Origin of the sequence: Cognatishimia coralii (genome assembly GCF_037478305.1) — a bacterium.
Lineage (GTDB): Bacteria > Pseudomonadota > Alphaproteobacteria > Rhodobacterales > Rhodobacteraceae > Cognatishimia > Cognatishimia coralii.
Genome location: NZ_JBBGAZ010000001.1, coordinates 148,960 through 164,439, shown reverse-complemented (window position 1 = coordinate 164,439; position 15,480 = coordinate 148,960). Strand labels below are relative to the sequence as shown.

The 15,480-nt window shown below is 57.9% G+C and carries 19 protein-coding genes; 11 read left to right on the top strand and 8 right to left on the bottom strand.

The window, feature by feature from the left end; translation table 11 throughout:
• A complete protein-coding gene (locus tag WG622_RS00795) occupies positions 1-234 on the top strand; it encodes a DUF1289 domain-containing protein (protein WP_209356013.1) in 234 nt (77 codons plus the stop codon).
• A 75-nt stretch (positions 235-309) separates the two neighbouring features.
• On the opposite strand, the gene WG622_RS00790 is transcribed toward WG622_RS00795, so the two are convergent.
• The 5 genes from WG622_RS00790 to dusA form a co-directional block, all read right to left on the bottom strand.
• On the bottom strand, positions 310-1,140 hold the full coding sequence (locus WG622_RS00790; protein ID WP_339401850.1) for a calcium-binding protein: 831 nt from the start codon (positions 1,138-1,140) through the stop codon (positions 310-312).
• Between the two features lie 374 nt (positions 1,141-1,514).
• Positions 1,515-2,471, bottom strand: coding sequence for a calcium-binding protein (locus WG622_RS00785; RefSeq protein WP_339401849.1), 957 nt, complete (start codon positions 2,469-2,471; stop codon positions 1,515-1,517).
• Between the two features lie 169 nt (positions 2,472-2,640).
• Positions 2,641-3,441: a hypothetical protein gene (locus tag WG622_RS00780; RefSeq protein ID WP_339401848.1), complete on the bottom strand. Its 801-nt coding sequence runs from the start codon at positions 3,439-3,441 to the stop codon at positions 2,641-2,643.
• Positions 3,431-4,255 (bottom strand): sulfite exporter TauE/SafE family protein, encoded by an 825-nt coding sequence (locus WG622_RS00775; protein WP_339401847.1) that lies wholly within the window; start codon positions 4,253-4,255, stop codon positions 3,431-3,433. Before WG622_RS00775 ends, WG622_RS00780 begins: the two co-directional genes overlap by 11 nt.
• A gap of 1 nt (position 4,256) precedes the next feature.
• Complete coding sequence (gene dusA / locus WG622_RS00770; RefSeq protein WP_339401846.1) at positions 4,257-5,264, bottom strand: tRNA dihydrouridine(20/20a) synthase DusA; 1,008 nt, start codon at positions 5,262-5,264, stop codon at positions 4,257-4,259.
• A 585-nt stretch (positions 5,265-5,849) separates the two neighbouring features.
• Here dusA and WG622_RS00765 point away from each other — a divergent pair.
• From WG622_RS00765 to ureG, 9 genes are all read left to right on the top strand, one after another.
• Positions 5,850-6,479 carry a Hint domain-containing protein gene (locus WG622_RS00765; RefSeq protein WP_339401845.1) on the top strand — a complete coding sequence of 210 codons (630 nt, stop codon included), beginning with the start codon at positions 5,850-5,852 and terminating at the stop codon, positions 6,477-6,479.
• A gap of 304 nt (positions 6,480-6,783) precedes the next feature.
• Positions 6,784-7,548: an urease accessory protein UreD gene (locus WG622_RS00760; RefSeq protein ID WP_339401844.1), complete on the top strand. Its 765-nt coding sequence runs from the start codon at positions 6,784-6,786 to the stop codon at positions 7,546-7,548.
• Positions 7,549-7,551: 3 nt separating this feature from the next.
• Positions 7,552-7,854, top strand: coding sequence for an urease subunit gamma (locus WG622_RS00755; protein ID WP_339401843.1), 303 nt, complete (start codon positions 7,552-7,554; stop codon positions 7,852-7,854).
• 10 nt (positions 7,855-7,864) lie between these two features.
• Positions 7,865-8,032 (top strand): peptidase M23, encoded by a 168-nt coding sequence (locus WG622_RS00750; RefSeq protein ID WP_209356006.1) that lies wholly within the window; start codon positions 7,865-7,867, stop codon positions 8,030-8,032.
• Positions 8,029-8,334, top strand: a complete 306-nt coding sequence (locus WG622_RS00745) for an urease subunit beta (protein ID WP_209356005.1) — start codon at positions 8,029-8,031, stop codon at positions 8,332-8,334. Before WG622_RS00750 ends, WG622_RS00745 begins: the two co-directional genes overlap by 4 nt.
• Before the next feature lie 188 nt (positions 8,335-8,522).
• Positions 8,523-10,283, top strand: a complete 1,761-nt coding sequence (ureC, locus tag WG622_RS00740) for an urease subunit alpha (RefSeq protein WP_339401842.1) — start codon at positions 8,523-8,525, stop codon at positions 10,281-10,283.
• A gap of 1 nt (position 10,284) precedes the next feature.
• On the top strand, positions 10,285-10,788 hold the full coding sequence (locus tag WG622_RS00735; RefSeq protein WP_339401841.1) for an urease accessory protein UreE: 504 nt from the start codon (positions 10,285-10,287) through the stop codon (positions 10,786-10,788).
• Positions 10,739-11,416 carry an urease accessory protein UreF gene (locus tag WG622_RS00730; protein WP_339401840.1) on the top strand — a complete coding sequence of 226 codons (678 nt, stop codon included), beginning with the start codon at positions 10,739-10,741 and terminating at the stop codon, positions 11,414-11,416. The genes WG622_RS00735 and WG622_RS00730 overlap by 50 nt, the downstream gene beginning before the upstream one ends.
• Positions 11,413-12,054 carry an urease accessory protein UreG gene (gene ureG / locus WG622_RS00725; RefSeq protein ID WP_339401839.1) on the top strand — a complete coding sequence of 214 codons (642 nt, stop codon included), beginning with the start codon at positions 11,413-11,415 and terminating at the stop codon, positions 12,052-12,054. Before WG622_RS00730 ends, ureG begins: the two co-directional genes overlap by 4 nt.
• A gap of 17 nt (positions 12,055-12,071) precedes the next feature.
• Here the strand turns inward: ureG and WG622_RS00720 are convergent, their stop codons facing one another.
• From WG622_RS00720 to WG622_RS00710, 3 genes are all read right to left on the bottom strand, one after another.
• Positions 12,072-12,428 (bottom strand): RidA family protein, encoded by a 357-nt coding sequence (locus tag WG622_RS00720; protein WP_209356001.1) that lies wholly within the window; start codon positions 12,426-12,428, stop codon positions 12,072-12,074.
• A gap of 84 nt (positions 12,429-12,512) precedes the next feature.
• Positions 12,513-13,781, bottom strand: coding sequence for an ATP-dependent Clp protease ATP-binding subunit ClpX (gene clpX / locus WG622_RS00715; RefSeq protein WP_339401838.1), 1,269 nt, complete (start codon positions 13,779-13,781; stop codon positions 12,513-12,515).
• A gap of 150 nt (positions 13,782-13,931) precedes the next feature.
• Complete coding sequence (locus WG622_RS00710) at positions 13,932-14,555, bottom strand: ATP-dependent Clp protease proteolytic subunit (protein ID WP_339401837.1); 624 nt, start codon at positions 14,553-14,555, stop codon at positions 13,932-13,934.
• A 213-nt stretch (positions 14,556-14,768) separates the two neighbouring features.
• On the opposite strand from WG622_RS00710, the gene WG622_RS00705 reads away from it, so the two are divergent.
• The gene (locus WG622_RS00705; RefSeq protein WP_339401836.1) at positions 14,769-15,431 is read left to right on the top strand and encodes a DNA-3-methyladenine glycosylase I; all 663 of its coding nucleotides are present in this window, start codon (positions 14,769-14,771) and stop codon (positions 15,429-15,431) included.
• The last annotated feature ends 49 nt before the right edge of the window (positions 15,432-15,480 follow it).

The following is a 15,480-nucleotide window of genomic DNA, read 5'->3' as shown; positions in this document are numbered from 1 at the left end:
ATGAACGAGAAATCTCGGGTCTGGAAACGCAACGAAATTGACAGCCCTTGTATTCAGATCTGCGTGATCCATCCGACGGAACGGATTTGCACCGGTTGCTATCGGTCTATCGACGAGATTGGCGCCTGGTCGAAATTTTCGGACGATGAACGCGCCGAGATCATGGCAGAGCTGCCAGATCGCGCGCCCCGGCTGAAAAAACGCCGCGGTGGACGCGCGGCGCGGCTTAAGTGAAGCACAGGCAAGAGCCAAGTATAACGTGAAACCGGCTCCACGCGTGCGTTCTATATTTTAAACATTTTCAAGAACTTAAGCCACAATTGACTGGATAGCTTCGTTTTCAACAACGCGGATATCAGCAAGAGTCACGGTTCCAGCAGCCCCATCAAGACGAGCGACAACCTGTCCGTTGGCGCTCACGACGGCCGCACCAGCGTCAGTGGTGATAGCCACGCTCACAGTTGCCGCTGTTGGGACTTGAATGGCCAGAATATCTTCACCGGGAACAAAGTCTTCAATCACCGGCGGTGCTGAGCCATCGACGTAAACCCCAGTTAGGAAAGCATCGCGATCGGCTCCGCCATTTGCGACGTCTCCACTGCCCAGGAATAGAAGATCACTTCCAGCACCGCCCTCTAGGCGATCCGCATCTACGATGTCGGTTGCATCAATCACATCATCGGCGCGACTAGAATCGAGAATCCCCCACAAGAGGTCACTTCCGGCTCCTCCATTTAGAGTATCCGCGCCCCGCCCTCCTTCTAGGAGGTCATCACCGGCATCACCGGCATCACCGGACAAGGAATCATCGCCGACGCCACCGTACAGCAGGTCCACGCCATCTCCACCAAACAGAGTATCCTCACCGCGTGCCGCCAAAAGCACGTCATCGCCTGCACCACCCCGCAAAAGGTCGTCGCCAATGCCGCCCTCCAGTTGGTCATTGCCTGCGCCGCCGTCCAGAATGTCTGCACCCGCAGCGCCAAGAAGCAGATCCCGGCCGTCTCCGCCGGTGAGCCTATCATCGCCCTCTGTTCCATCAGTCCGGGTGATCGTTTCTTCTTCGTCGCTTCCAAAATCAACAAGAGAGGATAGCGTAACACCTACGGCCACGAGGCCGAGCAATACCAAAAGCTCCATAGCAATCTCTTTCTAAAATATGCCTTTGGATAGGTTTCACCTTACTTTCGGCAGTCCTGCAAGCTTTTGGCGAATTCGATGCAGAGTGATGAAACGAATGACGGCTCGTCGGCGAACTGTTTACCTGAGGCGAACAATGCACCACCAAGTTTCGGGAATGCAGAAATGATATGTTAACTCTGATGTATAAAGGTCGAGGCAGAGGCATGACATGCGCTGAAAAACGCTGATCTCAGCGCCTCAGCACATGCGAAAGCGGGCCATCGGCCCACAGCATTCTTTTACATCATCCACATATTTACACGCTAAACGTGTGTATTTTGGCCGAATTTGCGGATTTCTTTACAAATTCCAACAAATTCGGCCACGCATGGTTAGGCCGCGTCCGAGGTGAGATTTGGATTCTCAACGGCCACCACATTCGTTGCAGTGATATCTGTCGGGGCGACATTCAGCCGTGCCACGGGCACCCCATCCAGAAGGATCACAGAGCCTCCTGCAGAGGACGCAGGCTCTACGCTGATTGTGTAATCAGCCCCCGGCAGGATCTCGACCTCAAGCACGTCTTCGCCCGGAGTGAAGTCCGTGACCACAGGCACATTAGCCGCGTCGACATAAGAACCAGTCACAAAGACATCCGCATCCGCGCCACCTGTGGCCGTATCTCCGCTGCCCATGAGCAGACGGTCCATACCATCGCCACCATCCAAGATGTCTCGATCCAGAAGGTCTGAGGCGTCTTTGACGTCATCGATCCGCGAGTCCATGAAGCCGACGAGCACGTCATCCCCTGCGCCGCCCATCATTGTGTCCTCGCCAAGACCGCCCACGAGCGTGTCGCCCTCGGTGCCGCCGTCCAAGAGGTCGTTGCCAACACCGCCATAGAGGTGATCCTGACCACCTTCGCCATAAAGTGAGTCCTGACCACGTGCCCCAAAGAGCGAGTCGTCAGAGTCGCCGCCAAAGAGCACATCGTTGCCAAGCCCACCTTGCAACTGATCGTTACCCGCGCCGCCCTGAAGCGTGTCGTCGCCGTCAGTGCCCGGCACGATAGTGATGTCGTCATGGTCGTCCCCGCCATCACCACCATCGTCGTCGCCACCGTCTCCTGTGTCGTCGCCCATATCATCATCCATGCCGTCGTCGCCGCCCATGTCATCATCCATGCCGTCGTCACCATCCCCTGTGCCGTCATCAATTGGCATGTCGTCGTCACCGCTGCCGGTGTCGTCGTCATTGTTGTCCGAGATTTCATCACTTACGAAATCAACCAGAAAGAAAAGCCCTGCGCCCACAGTGAGGCAGCACAATAAGTACATAATGTGGTGCATGATAATCCTCGTTAATAAAACGCCACTGCCTCGAAATCGCCGCAATTATTAACAAAAGACAAATTTTGGCCTCAAAGCGGCCTGTGAAATGGAAACACTCAATGGGTACCGCCGGAAACTGTTCCGTGGCACGCGACAATCGGCCTAAAGCCCTGAAAATATATAATTTTTAGAATGTAATCCAGTCACCGAGTCCGCCGACCATCTCGGGACGAAAATAGGCAATCATACGCCCTTCCGGATCGGCCGTTGCACCTTGCCCCCAAGGTGCGACACCATGCAAAAGGTGGCGGTGGATCACATAGGCTTCGCCGGGTCTGGCCGCGAGTTCGATGCGGGCGCATGTCTCAAACACCTCACGCCGCGCGGCTTTATAGGGTTCGGAAATGTCGGCCTTGGCCCAATCGGCGCGCGGATGCTCGGCCAATGCGGCCGCCAAAGCGCGCTGCATGATGTGGTGGCTGCCATCCCAGAGAACCATCGGACTCGCGGTGGCGCTGGCCTCGTTCAAGGGCAGACCAAGAATGAACTGATGATATTCGTCGCAGACGCGCGCACCGGTGTCTCTGTTCAAGCGCAGCCCGTCCACATGGGCCGCATCGCGTTTTAGACGATAGCCGAAGGCGGCCTCAGTCTCTCCCTCTCGGGGCTTAGGGTAACCGGGAGTGATGATCGAAACCTGCGCGGGGTGGAAATCCGGAAGATCCCCGAAGAGGGTGCTGAGGTGCTGTAGCAATGTCTCGCCCAGGGCGACGCCGTTGATCGCTCCAGCGGTATCATTTTCAAGCACATCGACCCCAACGAACCACGTGTCGCCGCATTGCCACCAGTGCACGTGCTTGGGATCCTGCGCTGCCGCTTGCCCCGCGCGACGGGCCGCTGTGGCCCAAACCGCCAACTGAGGATCATAGGGAAACCGCAGCCAACCGCGCTGCGCGAATTGGTCTTGTGGGCTAAGATCAGAACCCAAAGCTTCGCCGCAGCATGTTGATGGAAACAAGCACAAGGAAAACAGCAAACACGCGTTTCAACGGCTTAGGATCCAAGCTATGGGCCAGCTTCACGCCCCAAGGCGCGGTGATCAGTGTCATGGCCACGATGATAGCAAAGGCGATGAGGTTTACCGCGCCGATGGAGAATGGCGGTCTAGAGGCCGGATCGACCTCGAGCATCAGAAAACCGATAACGCCCGGCACTGCGATCACAAGGCCAAAGCCCGCTGCCGTCGCCACCGCGCGGTGAATTGGCACGTTGTGCAGAGACATAAGCGGCACGCCGAAACTGCCGCCGCCAATACCCATCAAAACCGACAGAAAGCCAACCGAGGGGCTCATGACCGCGCGGCGCGGCCCCTTAGGCATTTCAGGACCCAAACGCCATTCAGACCGGCCAAACCCCATATAAAGCCCGACGATCATCGCGAGCACGCCAAAGATTCCCTGCAACACATCAGACCGCAGATTTGACGCCACAGCCACGCCAACAACAGCGCCAATTGCAATGCCCGGCGCCCAGCTTTTGAGGATCTCCCAATCCACCGCGCCTTTCTTGTTGTGGCTCAAAACAGAGCGCACAGAGGTCACGACAATCGTCGCCAAAGAGGTCGCGAGGCAGACCTGCATCAACTGCGGCCCTTCATAGCCAAGCACCTGAAAGCTATAGAAAAACGCAGGCACCAGAACGATGCCACCGCCGACGCCCAAGAGACCTGCGAGCACGCCGGCAAAGGCTCCGATGGCAAGCAGGAAGGCCAGCAAGGGCAATAGTAAACTCATCTCTGGCATTCTACTCTCCTACCGCGAGGGCGGCGTTTTCGACGTGGCTTAGGGCGTCTAGGACCAGCTCTGGACCTGCGCCCGCTTTGCTTGCGCCTTCAGACAACACCCGCCGCCACAAACGCGCGCCAGGACGACCCGCGAACAGGCCCAACATATGGCGCGTGACCTGATGCAGCCGCCCGCCAGAACTTAGGTGGCTTTCGATATAAGGCAACATGGCGCGCACGGCGTCTTGGGATGTGATCTGGTGATCCGTGCCATAGATGCGCGTGTCGGCCTCCACCAGAATGTCGGACGGGTTGTGATAAGCCGCGCGCCCGATCATGACGCCATCCAGCCCTGCCTCCAGATGCAAAAGCGCCTCATCCAGCGTTGCAATGCCGCCGTTGATCGACAGATGCAACTCTGGGAACTGCGCTTTCATGCGATGGACAAGCGGGTAGTCCAGCGGCGGGATATCCCGATTTTCTTTCGGCGAGAGCCCCTGCAGCCAGGCCTTGCGCGCGTGGATCGTGAAACGCGTGATTCCCCGCGTCGCAACGGTTTCCAGAAACTGCGGCAGGATCTTTTCTGGCTCTTGATCATCCACGCCGATCCGGCATTTCACCGTGACCTCAACGTCCACAGCATCCTGCATCGCGGCAACACAATCTGCGACCAAGTCAGGCTGGCGCATCAGAACCGCGCCAAAGGTGCCCGATTGGACGCGATCCGACGGGCAGCCAACGTTCAAATTGATCTCATCATAGCCCACATCTGCGCCCAATTTTGCAGCCTTGGCCAGTTCTGCCGGATCAGATCCGCCTAATTGCAACGCAACCGGGTGCTCCTCTGGCGAATAGTCCAAGAGATGCAGCGCCCCACCCCGCACCAAAGCGGGTGCGGTGACCATTTCTGTGTAAAGCAACGTTCCGCGCGATAAGAGACGATGCAGATAGCGGCAATGACGATCCGTCCAATCCATCATCGGGGCCACAGAGAGCCGCGCAGACTTTGAGAGATCGGGGTGGGTCACGGTTTGCCTCTGAATAGCTGATGCCGGTTCAACGATCGGGGTTACACCTGTGTCGGGTCTCAGACAAGAGAGATCAGGGAAAGCTTCGAATCAAACGCGCGGCTCATCCCGTATGGTGGCGGCCTAGGAACGCTAATTCGTGAACAATGAAACCCAAAACCCAGCACTGCCATGAAGCCAGCAACAATCAGCCAAATATAGTTAACTAAGTCCTTACGCGGAACGCTCGCCCCCTAGATTCAAATGAATTGTTTCCATTTCTAAGTAGAGTTTCGCCAAGAACGTGTTTCACCACCCCCAATGCGAGTGAAATTGTCCAACCCTTGGAAACAAAACCGAAATTCTCGCGAAGCAAATATGGCCAAACTTGGGCAGAAACCCGTCATTTGGCAGGCAAAACCGATGACTTGCCCATTTGGGAAACGCGCTTTCGCCCCTAACCTGATCCCAAGAACGCGCGAGCGCGATGCCGCTGCACATACTGGTCCGCCAGTCATCGCATCTTCGCGCTGGGACGTCCAAGCGCCCCAAGTCTGAGTAAATCGACCTCAAGCCCCCGAGGTCAGGTGAAAGGTAGGCACGACAATGGCTGACAAAGATCTCCGTGAAAGCACCACGTGGCCTCCGATTTGCTTTGCCACAGGTACGCAGATCGCAACCAGCAAGGGCACCCGGTCTATCGAATCCCTGCGCCCCGGTGACAAAGTCATCACCCGTGACAATGGCCTTCAGGAAATCGCTTGGGTAGGTCATCGTGAGTTTTCGTCAATGGATCTGGACCGCAATGAAGATCTGCGCCCGATCCTGATTAAGGCGGGGGCTTTGGGACCAAACGCGCCTGAAACCGATATTCTGGTGTCGCCGAACCACCGTATGCTGATCACCAATGACATCACTGCTTTGGTCTTTGATGAGCGCGAGACACTGGTCGCCGCCAAGCATCTATTGGGCAAGAAGGGCGTCAAACGCGTCAATATCGGCGGCGTGGGCTATCACCACGTTCTTTTTGAGCACCACGAAGTCATTCTGGGCAATGGCGCCTGGTCCGAAAGCTTTCAGCCCGGTGACTATTCGCTGGGCACGCTTGAGACCGCCCAAAAGGACGAGATCTTCAAGATTTTTCCGGAACTGCGCGAGCGCGAGACCCTGGGCATGTTTGTCTCGGCCCGCCGCACTCTCAACAAACGAGAAGCCGTGTTTCTGCGGACGCATTAACTTCACTATCCCCAACAGTGACTGACGCGTCCTTCGGGGCGCGTTTTTTTCTGCCTGCTGTTTTTTCAGGCGGGATGTGATTTGCTTAATTTTTAAGCGCACGCGCATTTTTCACGCAAGTTAACGGTTCTGACGCCGCATTTTGCTTTCGTACGATCTGAAAATGTCCAAATTTCGGAGGGTATCTTTCGTTTTACCCAATGTTCCGAGGTCAGCCATCCCGCTTGCGCCTGCATATCTTGACGTGCCTACGCCGCCGACACCGCCCACAGCGATTGGGCCGGTGCCGCGTACGCAAGGTATTTTGAGCCTCTCGAGTAAGGTGGTTGGGGCTGGGTCGGGCATTGATAAATTCCGCACGTCAGGCGCGATGAAGGCCCTGTTCCCGCGCGGGCATGGGGTGCAGGCGATCATGATCAATACCTCCGGCGGTCTGACCGGCGGCGATCAGCTGGATATCGAGGCCTCTGCAGGCGCGGGCAGCCACCTGACCCTGACCACTCAGGCCGCCGAGCGTGCCTATCGGTCCAAAGAGGGTAATGCGCGGATGGACTCGCATCTGTCCGTGGCCTCTGGAGGGTCATTGCATTGGTTGCCTCAGGAGTTGATCCTGTTTGAAGGCGCGCGACTTAATCGTAGCCTGACTGTGGATCTGGCCGAGGATGCCAAGTTCCTGATGGTAGAACCCATGATCTTTGGCCGCACAGCCATGGGTGAGATTCTGAATGACGTTGACTTCAAAGACAAAATCCGTGTGACGCGCGAAGGGGCACCGCTCTATTTTGACGGCATGCACCTGACCAGAGACGTGGCCGCCCAACTCACCGGCCGCGCTGTTGCGGCGCGTGCAGGTGCCATGGTCAGCCTACTCTACGTGGCCCCCGACGCTGAGGCCCATCTCGCACCCCTCCGCGCCCTACTTCCTCAGACCGGAGGCGCGAGCCTTCTGGCCCCTGATGTTCTTGCCCTGCGCCTAGTGGCCTCTGATAGCCACACTCTGCGCAGCCCCCTTTTGCCGATCCTCGATCGCCTTTCCGGCGACGGGCTTCCTACGTCTTGGAGACTATAAGACATGCAACTCACCCCTCGGGAAAAAGACAAACTGCTGGTGGCCATGGCTGCCGAAGTGGCGCGCAAACGACTGGCGCGCGGTGTCAAACTGAACCACCCCGAAGCCATAGCCTTGATCACCGATGCGGTGGTCGAAGGCGCGCGCGACGGACGCTCGGTAGCGGACATGATGCAGGCCGGTGCCGAAGTCGTGACCCGCGATCAAGTCATGGAGGGCATCGCCGAGATGATCCACGAGGTTCAGGTCGAGGCAACCTTTCCCGATGGCACCAAACTGGTGACCGTACACAACCCTATTCGCTGAGGACAGGCACATGAAAACAATCACTTACGCGACATTCGCGACGCTCTTTCTGGCAGCACCTGCTTTGGCACATTCCGGTGCACATCTGCATCCGCATGGATTTGAGAATCTGAATATGGGTCTTGCCCTGATCGCAGCGGCCGGTGCGGCGGCCTTCCTTCTGGCGGGTCGCAAATGATCCCCGGAGAGCTGATCCCAGCCGAAGGCACGCTAGAGCTGAACCCCGGAGCAGAAGTCACAACCCTCATGGTCGCCAACACCGGAGACCGTCCGGTGCAGGTCGGCAGCCACTATCATTTCGCTGAGACCAATCCGGGTCTCGAATTTGACCGAGAGGCCGCCCACGGCATGCGTCTGGACATCGCCGCAGGCACCGCCGTGCGGTTTGAGCCGGGTCAGAAACGTGAAGTGAACCTGATCCCGATTTCGGGCGGCCGCGTGGTCTATGGGTTTAATCAGAAGGTTATGGGTAAGCTGTGAGATCTGCAGTGAGGGCCGCGCCCGGACCTCGGGGTGGGCGCTCTGACGCAAATCACAGCCATGACCTTGCAATACACTGCCAGCTTGATCTGGCGCAGAACATAACAAACGCGCCCTCCCCATGGGGGAGGTCCGGGCGCGGCCCGGCCTTCGGCCGAGCGGATGGATACAATTAGGGAACTGAACACATGCCCGCACACATAAAACGTTCCGATTATGCCGCCATGTTCGGCCCCACCGTCGGCGACAAGCTGCGTCTGGCCGACACCGACCTGATCATCGAAGTCGAACGCGACCTGATTGCAGAACGCTCAGGCTCTGCCGCGACGGGCGGCAGCGGCTCCAATGCGCTGCACTATGGCGAAGAGGTCAAATTCGGCGGCGGCAAAGTCATCCGCGACGGCATGGGCCAAGCTCAGACCACCCGCGCCGGCGGCGCTGTAGACACCGTTGTCACCAATGCGCTGATCGTGGACCACACCGGTATCTACAAAGCCGATGTTGGCCTGAAAAACGGCCGTATCCACAAGATCGGCAAGGCGGGCAACCCGGACACGCAACCGGGCGTCGACATCATCGTCGGCCCCGGCACCGAGGCCATCGCGGGCGAAGGTCGCATCCTGACGGCAGGTGGCTTTGATTCACACATCCACTTCATCTGCCCACAACAGATCGAGGATGCCCTGCACTCGGGCCTCACCACAATGCTGGGCGGAGGCACCGGGCCAGCCCATGGGACCTTGGCCACCACCTGCACCCCCGGTGCCTGGCACCTTGGTCGCATGATGCAGGCGGCAGATGCGTTCCCCATGAACCTGGCCTTCGCAGGCAAGGGCAACGCAAGCCTGCCCGCAGCGCTCGAAGAACAGATCAACGCCGGTGCCTGCGCGATGAAGCTGCATGAGGATTGGGGCACGACGCCTGCGGCCATCGACTGCTGCCTCTCGGTGGCCGATGCGATGGACGTTCAGGTGATGATCCACACGGACACGCTGAACGAGTCTGGCTTTGTCGAAAACACCGTCGCCGCCATGAAAGGCCGCACCATCCACGCTTTCCACACCGAAGGCGCTGGCGGCGGGCACGCCCCCGACATCATCAAGATCTGCGGCGAAGACCATGTGCTGCCATCGTCAACCAACCCAACCCGCCCCTTCACCGTGAACACCATCGAGGAACACCTCGATATGCTCATGGTCTGCCACCATCTGGACAAGTCGATACCCGAAGACGTGGCCTTTGCAGAAAGCCGCATCCGGCGCGAGACCATCGCCGCTGAGGATATTCTGCATGACATGGGGGCCTTCTCGATTATCGCATCGGACAGCCAGGCCATGGGCCGCGTAGGAGAAGTCATCATCCGCACCTGGCAAACCGCTGATAAGATGAAGAAACAACGCGGGAAGCTGGCCGAGGAAACCGGCGACAACGACAACTTCCGCGTTCGTCGCTATGTGGCGAAATACACCATCAACCCGGCGATTGCGCATGGGATCAGCCATGAGATCGGCTCGATTGAGGAAGGCAAACGCGCCGACCTCGTGCTCTGGAACCCCGCCTTCTTCGGCGTAAAGCCCGAGATGGTATTGCTGGGCGGCACGATTGCCGCTGCACAGATGGGCGATCCTAACGCATCGATCCCAACCCCTCAGCCGGTATATTCCCGGCCTATGTGGGGTGCCTATGGCCGCTCGGTTGAGAACTCGGCTGTGACCTTTGTGTCCGGTGCAGCCCAGAGCATGGACATCGGCGAAAGCCTCGGCCTCGCGAAAGAAACCGTCGCCGTGCAGAACACGCGCGACATCGGCAAAAAGGACCTCAAGCTCAACGACGCAACGCCAGAGGTCGAAGTCCACCCCGAAACCTATGAGGTGCGCGCCGACGGCGAACTTCTAACCTGTCAACCGGCCACGGAGCTCCCGATGGCTCAGCGTTATTTCCTGTTCTAACATGTTGATTGCACAGACATATAAACGCGCAGGCGACTGGCAGGGCGAGGCCCTCTCGGTGACGCTCGACTACGAAGGCCGCTTTCTGCGTCGCAAGAAACTGACAACCGATCAGGGCGAGGCTTTCGTGCTGGATCTGGAACAGACCACGTCTCTGGATCACGGAGACGCGGTCGAGCTGGCCGATGGCCGCTTGGTGGAAATCAAAGCCGCGCCTGAGGCCGTGCTGATCGTCACCGGCGAAAACCTCGCGCGCATCGGATGGCACATCGGTAACCGTCACACGCCGTGCCAGATTGAAGCCGACCGCCTGCTGATCCAAGACGATCCGGTCATTGCCCATATGCTCAGCCACGTTGGGGCGACATGTGAAAAGACCACCCTGCCCTTCACCCCCGAAGGCGGTGCCTATGGCCACGGGCGCACCCATAGCCACGAGCATGGCAACTCGGCGCATGATCACAGCCACCATCACCACGATCACGGGCACGACCATGCCCATTGATCCCCGCCTTCTGACCCTGACCCAATGGCTCTCGCCAAGCTATCCCATGGGGGCCTTTGCCTTTTCCCATGGGCTTGAGGCGGCGATTGCCGAGGGCTGGGTCAAAGACGAGGAGACGCTCTTTGAGTGGCTAAATGGCGTGTTGTCGCAAGGTTCCGGACGCGGCGACGCAATCCTGATCTGGAACGCCTATCATTCTGATAACATTAAAGACATCGACGCCATCGCCCGCGCCTTTGCGCCAAGTTCGGAACGGCTCCGAGAAGCGCAGCGCCAAGGGACGGCCTTTGCCCGCGTTACCCGCGAAGTCTGGAACATAGACCTTCCAGACCTCATGCTCCCCGTCGCTTTGGGCCATGCGGCCAACCTGGCGGATCTCAACCCGTCTGAACTGGTCGCGCTCTATCTGCACAGCTTCGCCAGCAACCTTACGCAGGCCGCCCAACGCCTGATGCCACTGGGCCAGACCGGAGCGCAACGGGTGTTGCACCGCTTGACCCCGCTCTGCAGCCAGATCGCCGATGACACACGTGATCTGACGCTAGACGATATCCATTCCAACGCCTTCCTCAGCGACATCGCCGCGATGCGCCATGAGGTGCAAGAACCGAGGCTATTCCAATCATGACAAAACTCAACGGCCCGCTTCGCATCGGTATCGGAGGCCCCGTCGGCGCGGGCAAAACCACCCTGACCGCCCGCCTCTCTGAACGCCTGAAGGAACGGTATTCCATCGGTGTGATCACCAATGACATCTACACCCAGGAAGACGCCGAGGCGCTGACGCGGATGCAGATCCTGCCCTCTGACCGCATCATCGGCGTGGAAACCGGCGGCTGCCCCCATACAGCGATCCGCGAGGACGCCTCAATCAACCTCGCCGCCGTGGCCGAGATGCAGGAACGCTTCCCAGACGTCGAAGTCGTATTGATTGAGTCCGGCGGCGACAACCTTTCGGCCACCTTCTCCCCCGAACTCGCGGATTTCACCGTCTATGTGATCGACGTTGCTGCCGGCGAAGAGATCCCGCGAAAAGGCGGCCCAGCCCTCACCCGCTCAGATCTGCTGATAATCAACAAGACAGACCTCGCGCCCTACGTCGGCGCATCGCTTGAGGTTATGGACCGCGACGCGACCCAGCAACGCGGCGGGCGTCCACATATCTTTGCGCAATTGAAACACGGGCAAAGCGTGGATGAAATCATCGCGGTGATCGAGGACCAGGCCGGGCTGATCCCCGCGTCTGACATGCAAAAGGCGGGTTAACCCCGCCTTTTGTGGCGTTACGCCAGAGCGGTCAGCTCAATCTCAATCCGGAACTTCGGGTCAATCAGATTGCACTCAATCATCGTCGCCGCCGGTGGGTTTGCGCCAAAGGTCTCCGCCAGCAGCTCAAAACACGGCTCAAACTCCGCCGCATCCGGCAGGTAGTAGTTCACGCGCACGGCCTTCTCAAACCCAGACCCAGCCTTCTCAAGCGCAGCCCCAATGGTTTCCAGCGCGGATTTGCACTGCGCAACCACATCGTCGCCCTGCCCGACAGTTCCCGCGACATGGACAAAGCCGCCCGCGACAACAGCACGGCAATAGCCGACCTTGGCCTCAAATTCTCCGCCTGATGAAATACGTGTGATGGTCATAGGTCCCTCATTTTCTCTTGCCAAAAAAATCCCCGCCGGAGGCTCCTACCTCAGACGGGGACGCATACTTTTGAACTGAGGCGCTTAACCCGCCTCAGCGGTCTCTTTCTCTGCATCCGCGTGGATCATCAGAGGTGCCGCATCCGAGGTCACGGCCTCTTCGTTCACAACAACCTCGGTCACGCTGTCCATGCCCGGTAGATCAAACATCGTATCCAGCAGGATCTCTTCAAGGATAGAGCGCAGACCCCGTGCGCCGGTTTTACGTTCAATCGCACGGCGCGCGATCGCTTTCAAAGCGTCGTCCGTAAAGGTCAGCTGCGTGTCTTCCAGATCAAACAGGCGTTGATACTGTTTCACCAGCGCGTTCTTTGGTTCTGTCAGAATGATGACCAGCGCGTCTTCATCCAGATCTTCCAATGTCGCCAGAACCGGCAAACGGCCGACGAATTCTGGGATCAGACCGAATTTCAACAGATCTTCCGGCTCGAGATCCTGGAAAATCTCGCCAACGCCGCGTTCGTCATTGTCACGCACATCCGCGCCAAAGCCCATGGCAGAGCCTTTGCCACGTTGCGCAATGATTTTATCCAGACCCGCAAAGGCGCCACCGCAGATAAACAGGATATTGGTCGTGTCGACCTGCAGGAATTCCTGCTGCGGATGCTTGCGGCCACCTTGAGGAGGAACCGACGCAACCGTGCCTTCCATCAGCTTCAGCAGCGCCTGTTGCACGCCCTCGCCCGAGACATCGCGGGTGATCGACGGGTTCTCTGACTTGCGGGTGATCTTGTCGACCTCGTCGATATAGACGATGCCACGCTGTGCGCGTTCAACGTTATACTCAGACGCCTGCAGAAGTTTCAGGATGATGTTCTCGACATCCTCACCCACATAGCCCGCTTCGGTCAGCGTGGTCGCATCGGCCATCGTAAACGGCACATCCAGAATCCGCGCCAAAGTCTGCGCCAGCAGCGTCTTACCGCAACCGGTTGGACCCATCAGCAGGATGTTGGATTTCTGCAGCTCAATATCGCCAGACTTCTGGGCGTGATTCAGACGTTTGTAGTGGTTGTGCACCGCCACAGACAGAACCCGTTTCGCAACGCCCTGACCGATCACATAATCGTCCAGAACCTGACAGATCTCTTTCGGGGTTGGCACGCCTTCGGAAGATTTCAGACCCGCGGACTTGGTCTCTTCGCGGATGATGTCCATGCAAAGCTCAACGCATTCATCGCAGATGAAAACCGTCGGGCCCGCGATCAGCTTGCGCACCTCGTGCTGACTCTTGCCGCAGAAGCTGCAGTACAGAGTGTTCTTGCTGTCTCCACCACCGGAAGTATTCGCCATATGGTCGTCCTTTCAGGCCGTCAGCCTATGCCCTTTGGGTCGTTGCCCAAGTCCGTCGTTACCGACTTTCGTGCCAGCTTAGGCCAGCCTTTTTCCGCATACAATGCGAAAGTGGCCCCCCTATCCATTCGGAGGGGCCACTTTGATCAATTATTCTTCATCGCCTGCGGAACGGTTTTCCACGATCTCGTCGATCAGGCCAAATTCCTTGGCTTCTTCAGGCGACATGAAGTTATCGCGCTCCAGCGCCGCTTCCACGGTCGCGAGGTCTTTGCCGGTGTGTTTGACGTAGATCTCATTGAGGCGCGTTTTCAGTTTCTGCGTCTCTTGCGCATGGATCATGATGTCGGTTGCCTGACCCTGATAGCCGCCCGACGGCTGGTGCACCATCACACGAGAGTTCGGCAGAGAGAAGCGCATGCCCTGCTCGCCCGCGGTCAACAAAAGCGAGCCCATAGAGGCCGCCTGACCAATCACAAGCGTGCTCACTTTGGGCTTAATGTATTGCATTGTATCATAAATCGACAGACCAGAGGTCACGACACCGCCGGGGCTGTTGATATACATCGAGATCTCTTTGGAGGGGTTTTCCGCCTCAAGATGCAAGAGCTGCGCGACGATGAGGCTCGACATGCCGTCATGCACGGGGCCGTTCAAAAAGATGATGCGCTCTTTCAGCAGGCGGCTGAAAATATCATAGGCGCGTTCGCCCCGGCTGGTTTGCTCAACCACCATGGGGACCAAATTCATATATGTCTCGACTGGATCGTTCATCTTTGCCTGCTTTCTGATGTCGCCCAGCATCTGGGCCATTGCCTAAAAAGAGTCTTAGTGGCGCGCGCGGGCACCTGCAAGACGTCGTTGGTTAATTCCCTAACCACATCGTAAGCCCGATTTAATTGAGGAAAAGGCCAAAACAATCCCTTGGCGTGATTTTGCTTTGTTTCTAGGCTTGGCATTAAGAATTGTGAACGCAAGGAGCCCCAGATGCGCAGCTATGAAGAGATTTTTGATATTGCCGCCGCACGCAAAGGCGGGGCTGAGGCGCTGGAGGCTCTGATCGACAAACCCCTCCCCGCTGCTGAGTTACTGAAAATCCCCGAGGACCGTTGGCTGTCGCAATTCACCAAAAGCATCTTTCAGGCAGGGTTTAACTGGAAAGTGATCGAGGCCAAATGGGATGGGTTCGAAGCTGCGTTTTCCGGCTTTGACGTCAATCGCGTGGCCTTTTTCAATGACGAGGAGTTTGACGCCCTGCTGACCAACAAAGCAGTCGTGCGCAACGGCACCAAACTGCGGTCAGTGATCGACAATGCGATCTTTATTCAAGAGATGCGCGAAGACGGCGGTATTTCCAAAGTCATCGCCGAGTGGCCGTCGACTGAGTACATCTCCCTTCTTGAGCTCTTGAAAAAACGCGGATCGCGGCTAGGAGGCTTTGCGGCGGGCTATTCGTTAAGGTTCCAAGGCAAAGACAGTTTCCTTTTGTCCCAAGATGTGACCGCCAGATTGATCGCCGAAGGGGTGATCGACAAACCTGCAACCTCCAAAACCGCTATGCGCGCGGTTCAGGCAGCGTTTAACACCTGGATGGAGCAATCCGGACGTGGCCTCACCGAGATCAGCCGCACCCTCGCAATGAGCGTCTAGCGCGCCACGTCACATATTTTCACGGGTGACAGAAGGCCGATGCCTCGCG

Bases quoted from the DNA above. Each gene is read 5' to 3' on its own strand.
- WG622_RS00795 (WP_209356013.1), top strand. From the start codon at position 1: ATGAACGAGAAATCTCGGGTCTGGAAACGCAACGAAATTGACAGCCCT.
- WG622_RS00790 (WP_339401850.1), bottom strand. From the start codon at position 1,140: ATGGAGCTTTTGGTATTGCTCGGCCTCGTGGCCGTAGGTGTTACGCTA.
- WG622_RS00785 (WP_339401849.1), bottom strand. From the start codon at position 2,471: ATGCACCACATTATGTACTTATTGTGCTGCCTCACTGTGGGCGCAGGG.
- WG622_RS00775 (WP_339401847.1), bottom strand. From the start codon at position 4,255: ATGCCAGAGATGAGTTTACTATTGCCCTTGCTGGCCTTCCTGCTTGCC.
- WG622_RS00765 (WP_339401845.1), top strand. From the start codon at position 5,850: ATGGCTGACAAAGATCTCCGTGAAAGCACCACGTGGCCTCCGATTTGC.
- WG622_RS00755 (WP_339401843.1), top strand. From the start codon at position 7,552: ATGCAACTCACCCCTCGGGAAAAAGACAAACTGCTGGTGGCCATGGCT.
- WG622_RS00750 (WP_209356006.1), top strand. From the start codon at position 7,865: ATGAAAACAATCACTTACGCGACATTCGCGACGCTCTTTCTGGCAGCA.
- WG622_RS00745 (WP_209356005.1), top strand. From the start codon at position 8,029: ATGATCCCCGGAGAGCTGATCCCAGCCGAAGGCACGCTAGAGCTGAAC.
- ureC (WP_339401842.1), top strand. From the start codon at position 8,523: ATGCCCGCACACATAAAACGTTCCGATTATGCCGCCATGTTCGGCCCC.
- WG622_RS00735 (WP_339401841.1), top strand. From the start codon at position 10,285: ATGTTGATTGCACAGACATATAAACGCGCAGGCGACTGGCAGGGCGAG.
- WG622_RS00730 (WP_339401840.1), top strand. From the start codon at position 10,739: ATGATCACAGCCACCATCACCACGATCACGGGCACGACCATGCCCATT.
- ureG (WP_339401839.1), top strand. From the start codon at position 11,413: ATGACAAAACTCAACGGCCCGCTTCGCATCGGTATCGGAGGCCCCGTC.
- WG622_RS00720 (WP_209356001.1), bottom strand. From the start codon at position 12,428: ATGACCATCACACGTATTTCATCAGGCGGAGAATTTGAGGCCAAGGTC.
- clpX (WP_339401838.1), bottom strand. From the start codon at position 13,781: ATGGCGAATACTTCCGGTGGTGGAGACAGCAAGAACACTCTGTACTGC.
- WG622_RS00710 (WP_339401837.1), bottom strand. From the start codon at position 14,555: ATGAACGATCCAGTCGAGACATATATGAATTTGGTCCCCATGGTGGTT.
- WG622_RS00705 (WP_339401836.1), top strand. From the start codon at position 14,769: ATGCGCAGCTATGAAGAGATTTTTGATATTGCCGCCGCACGCAAAGGC.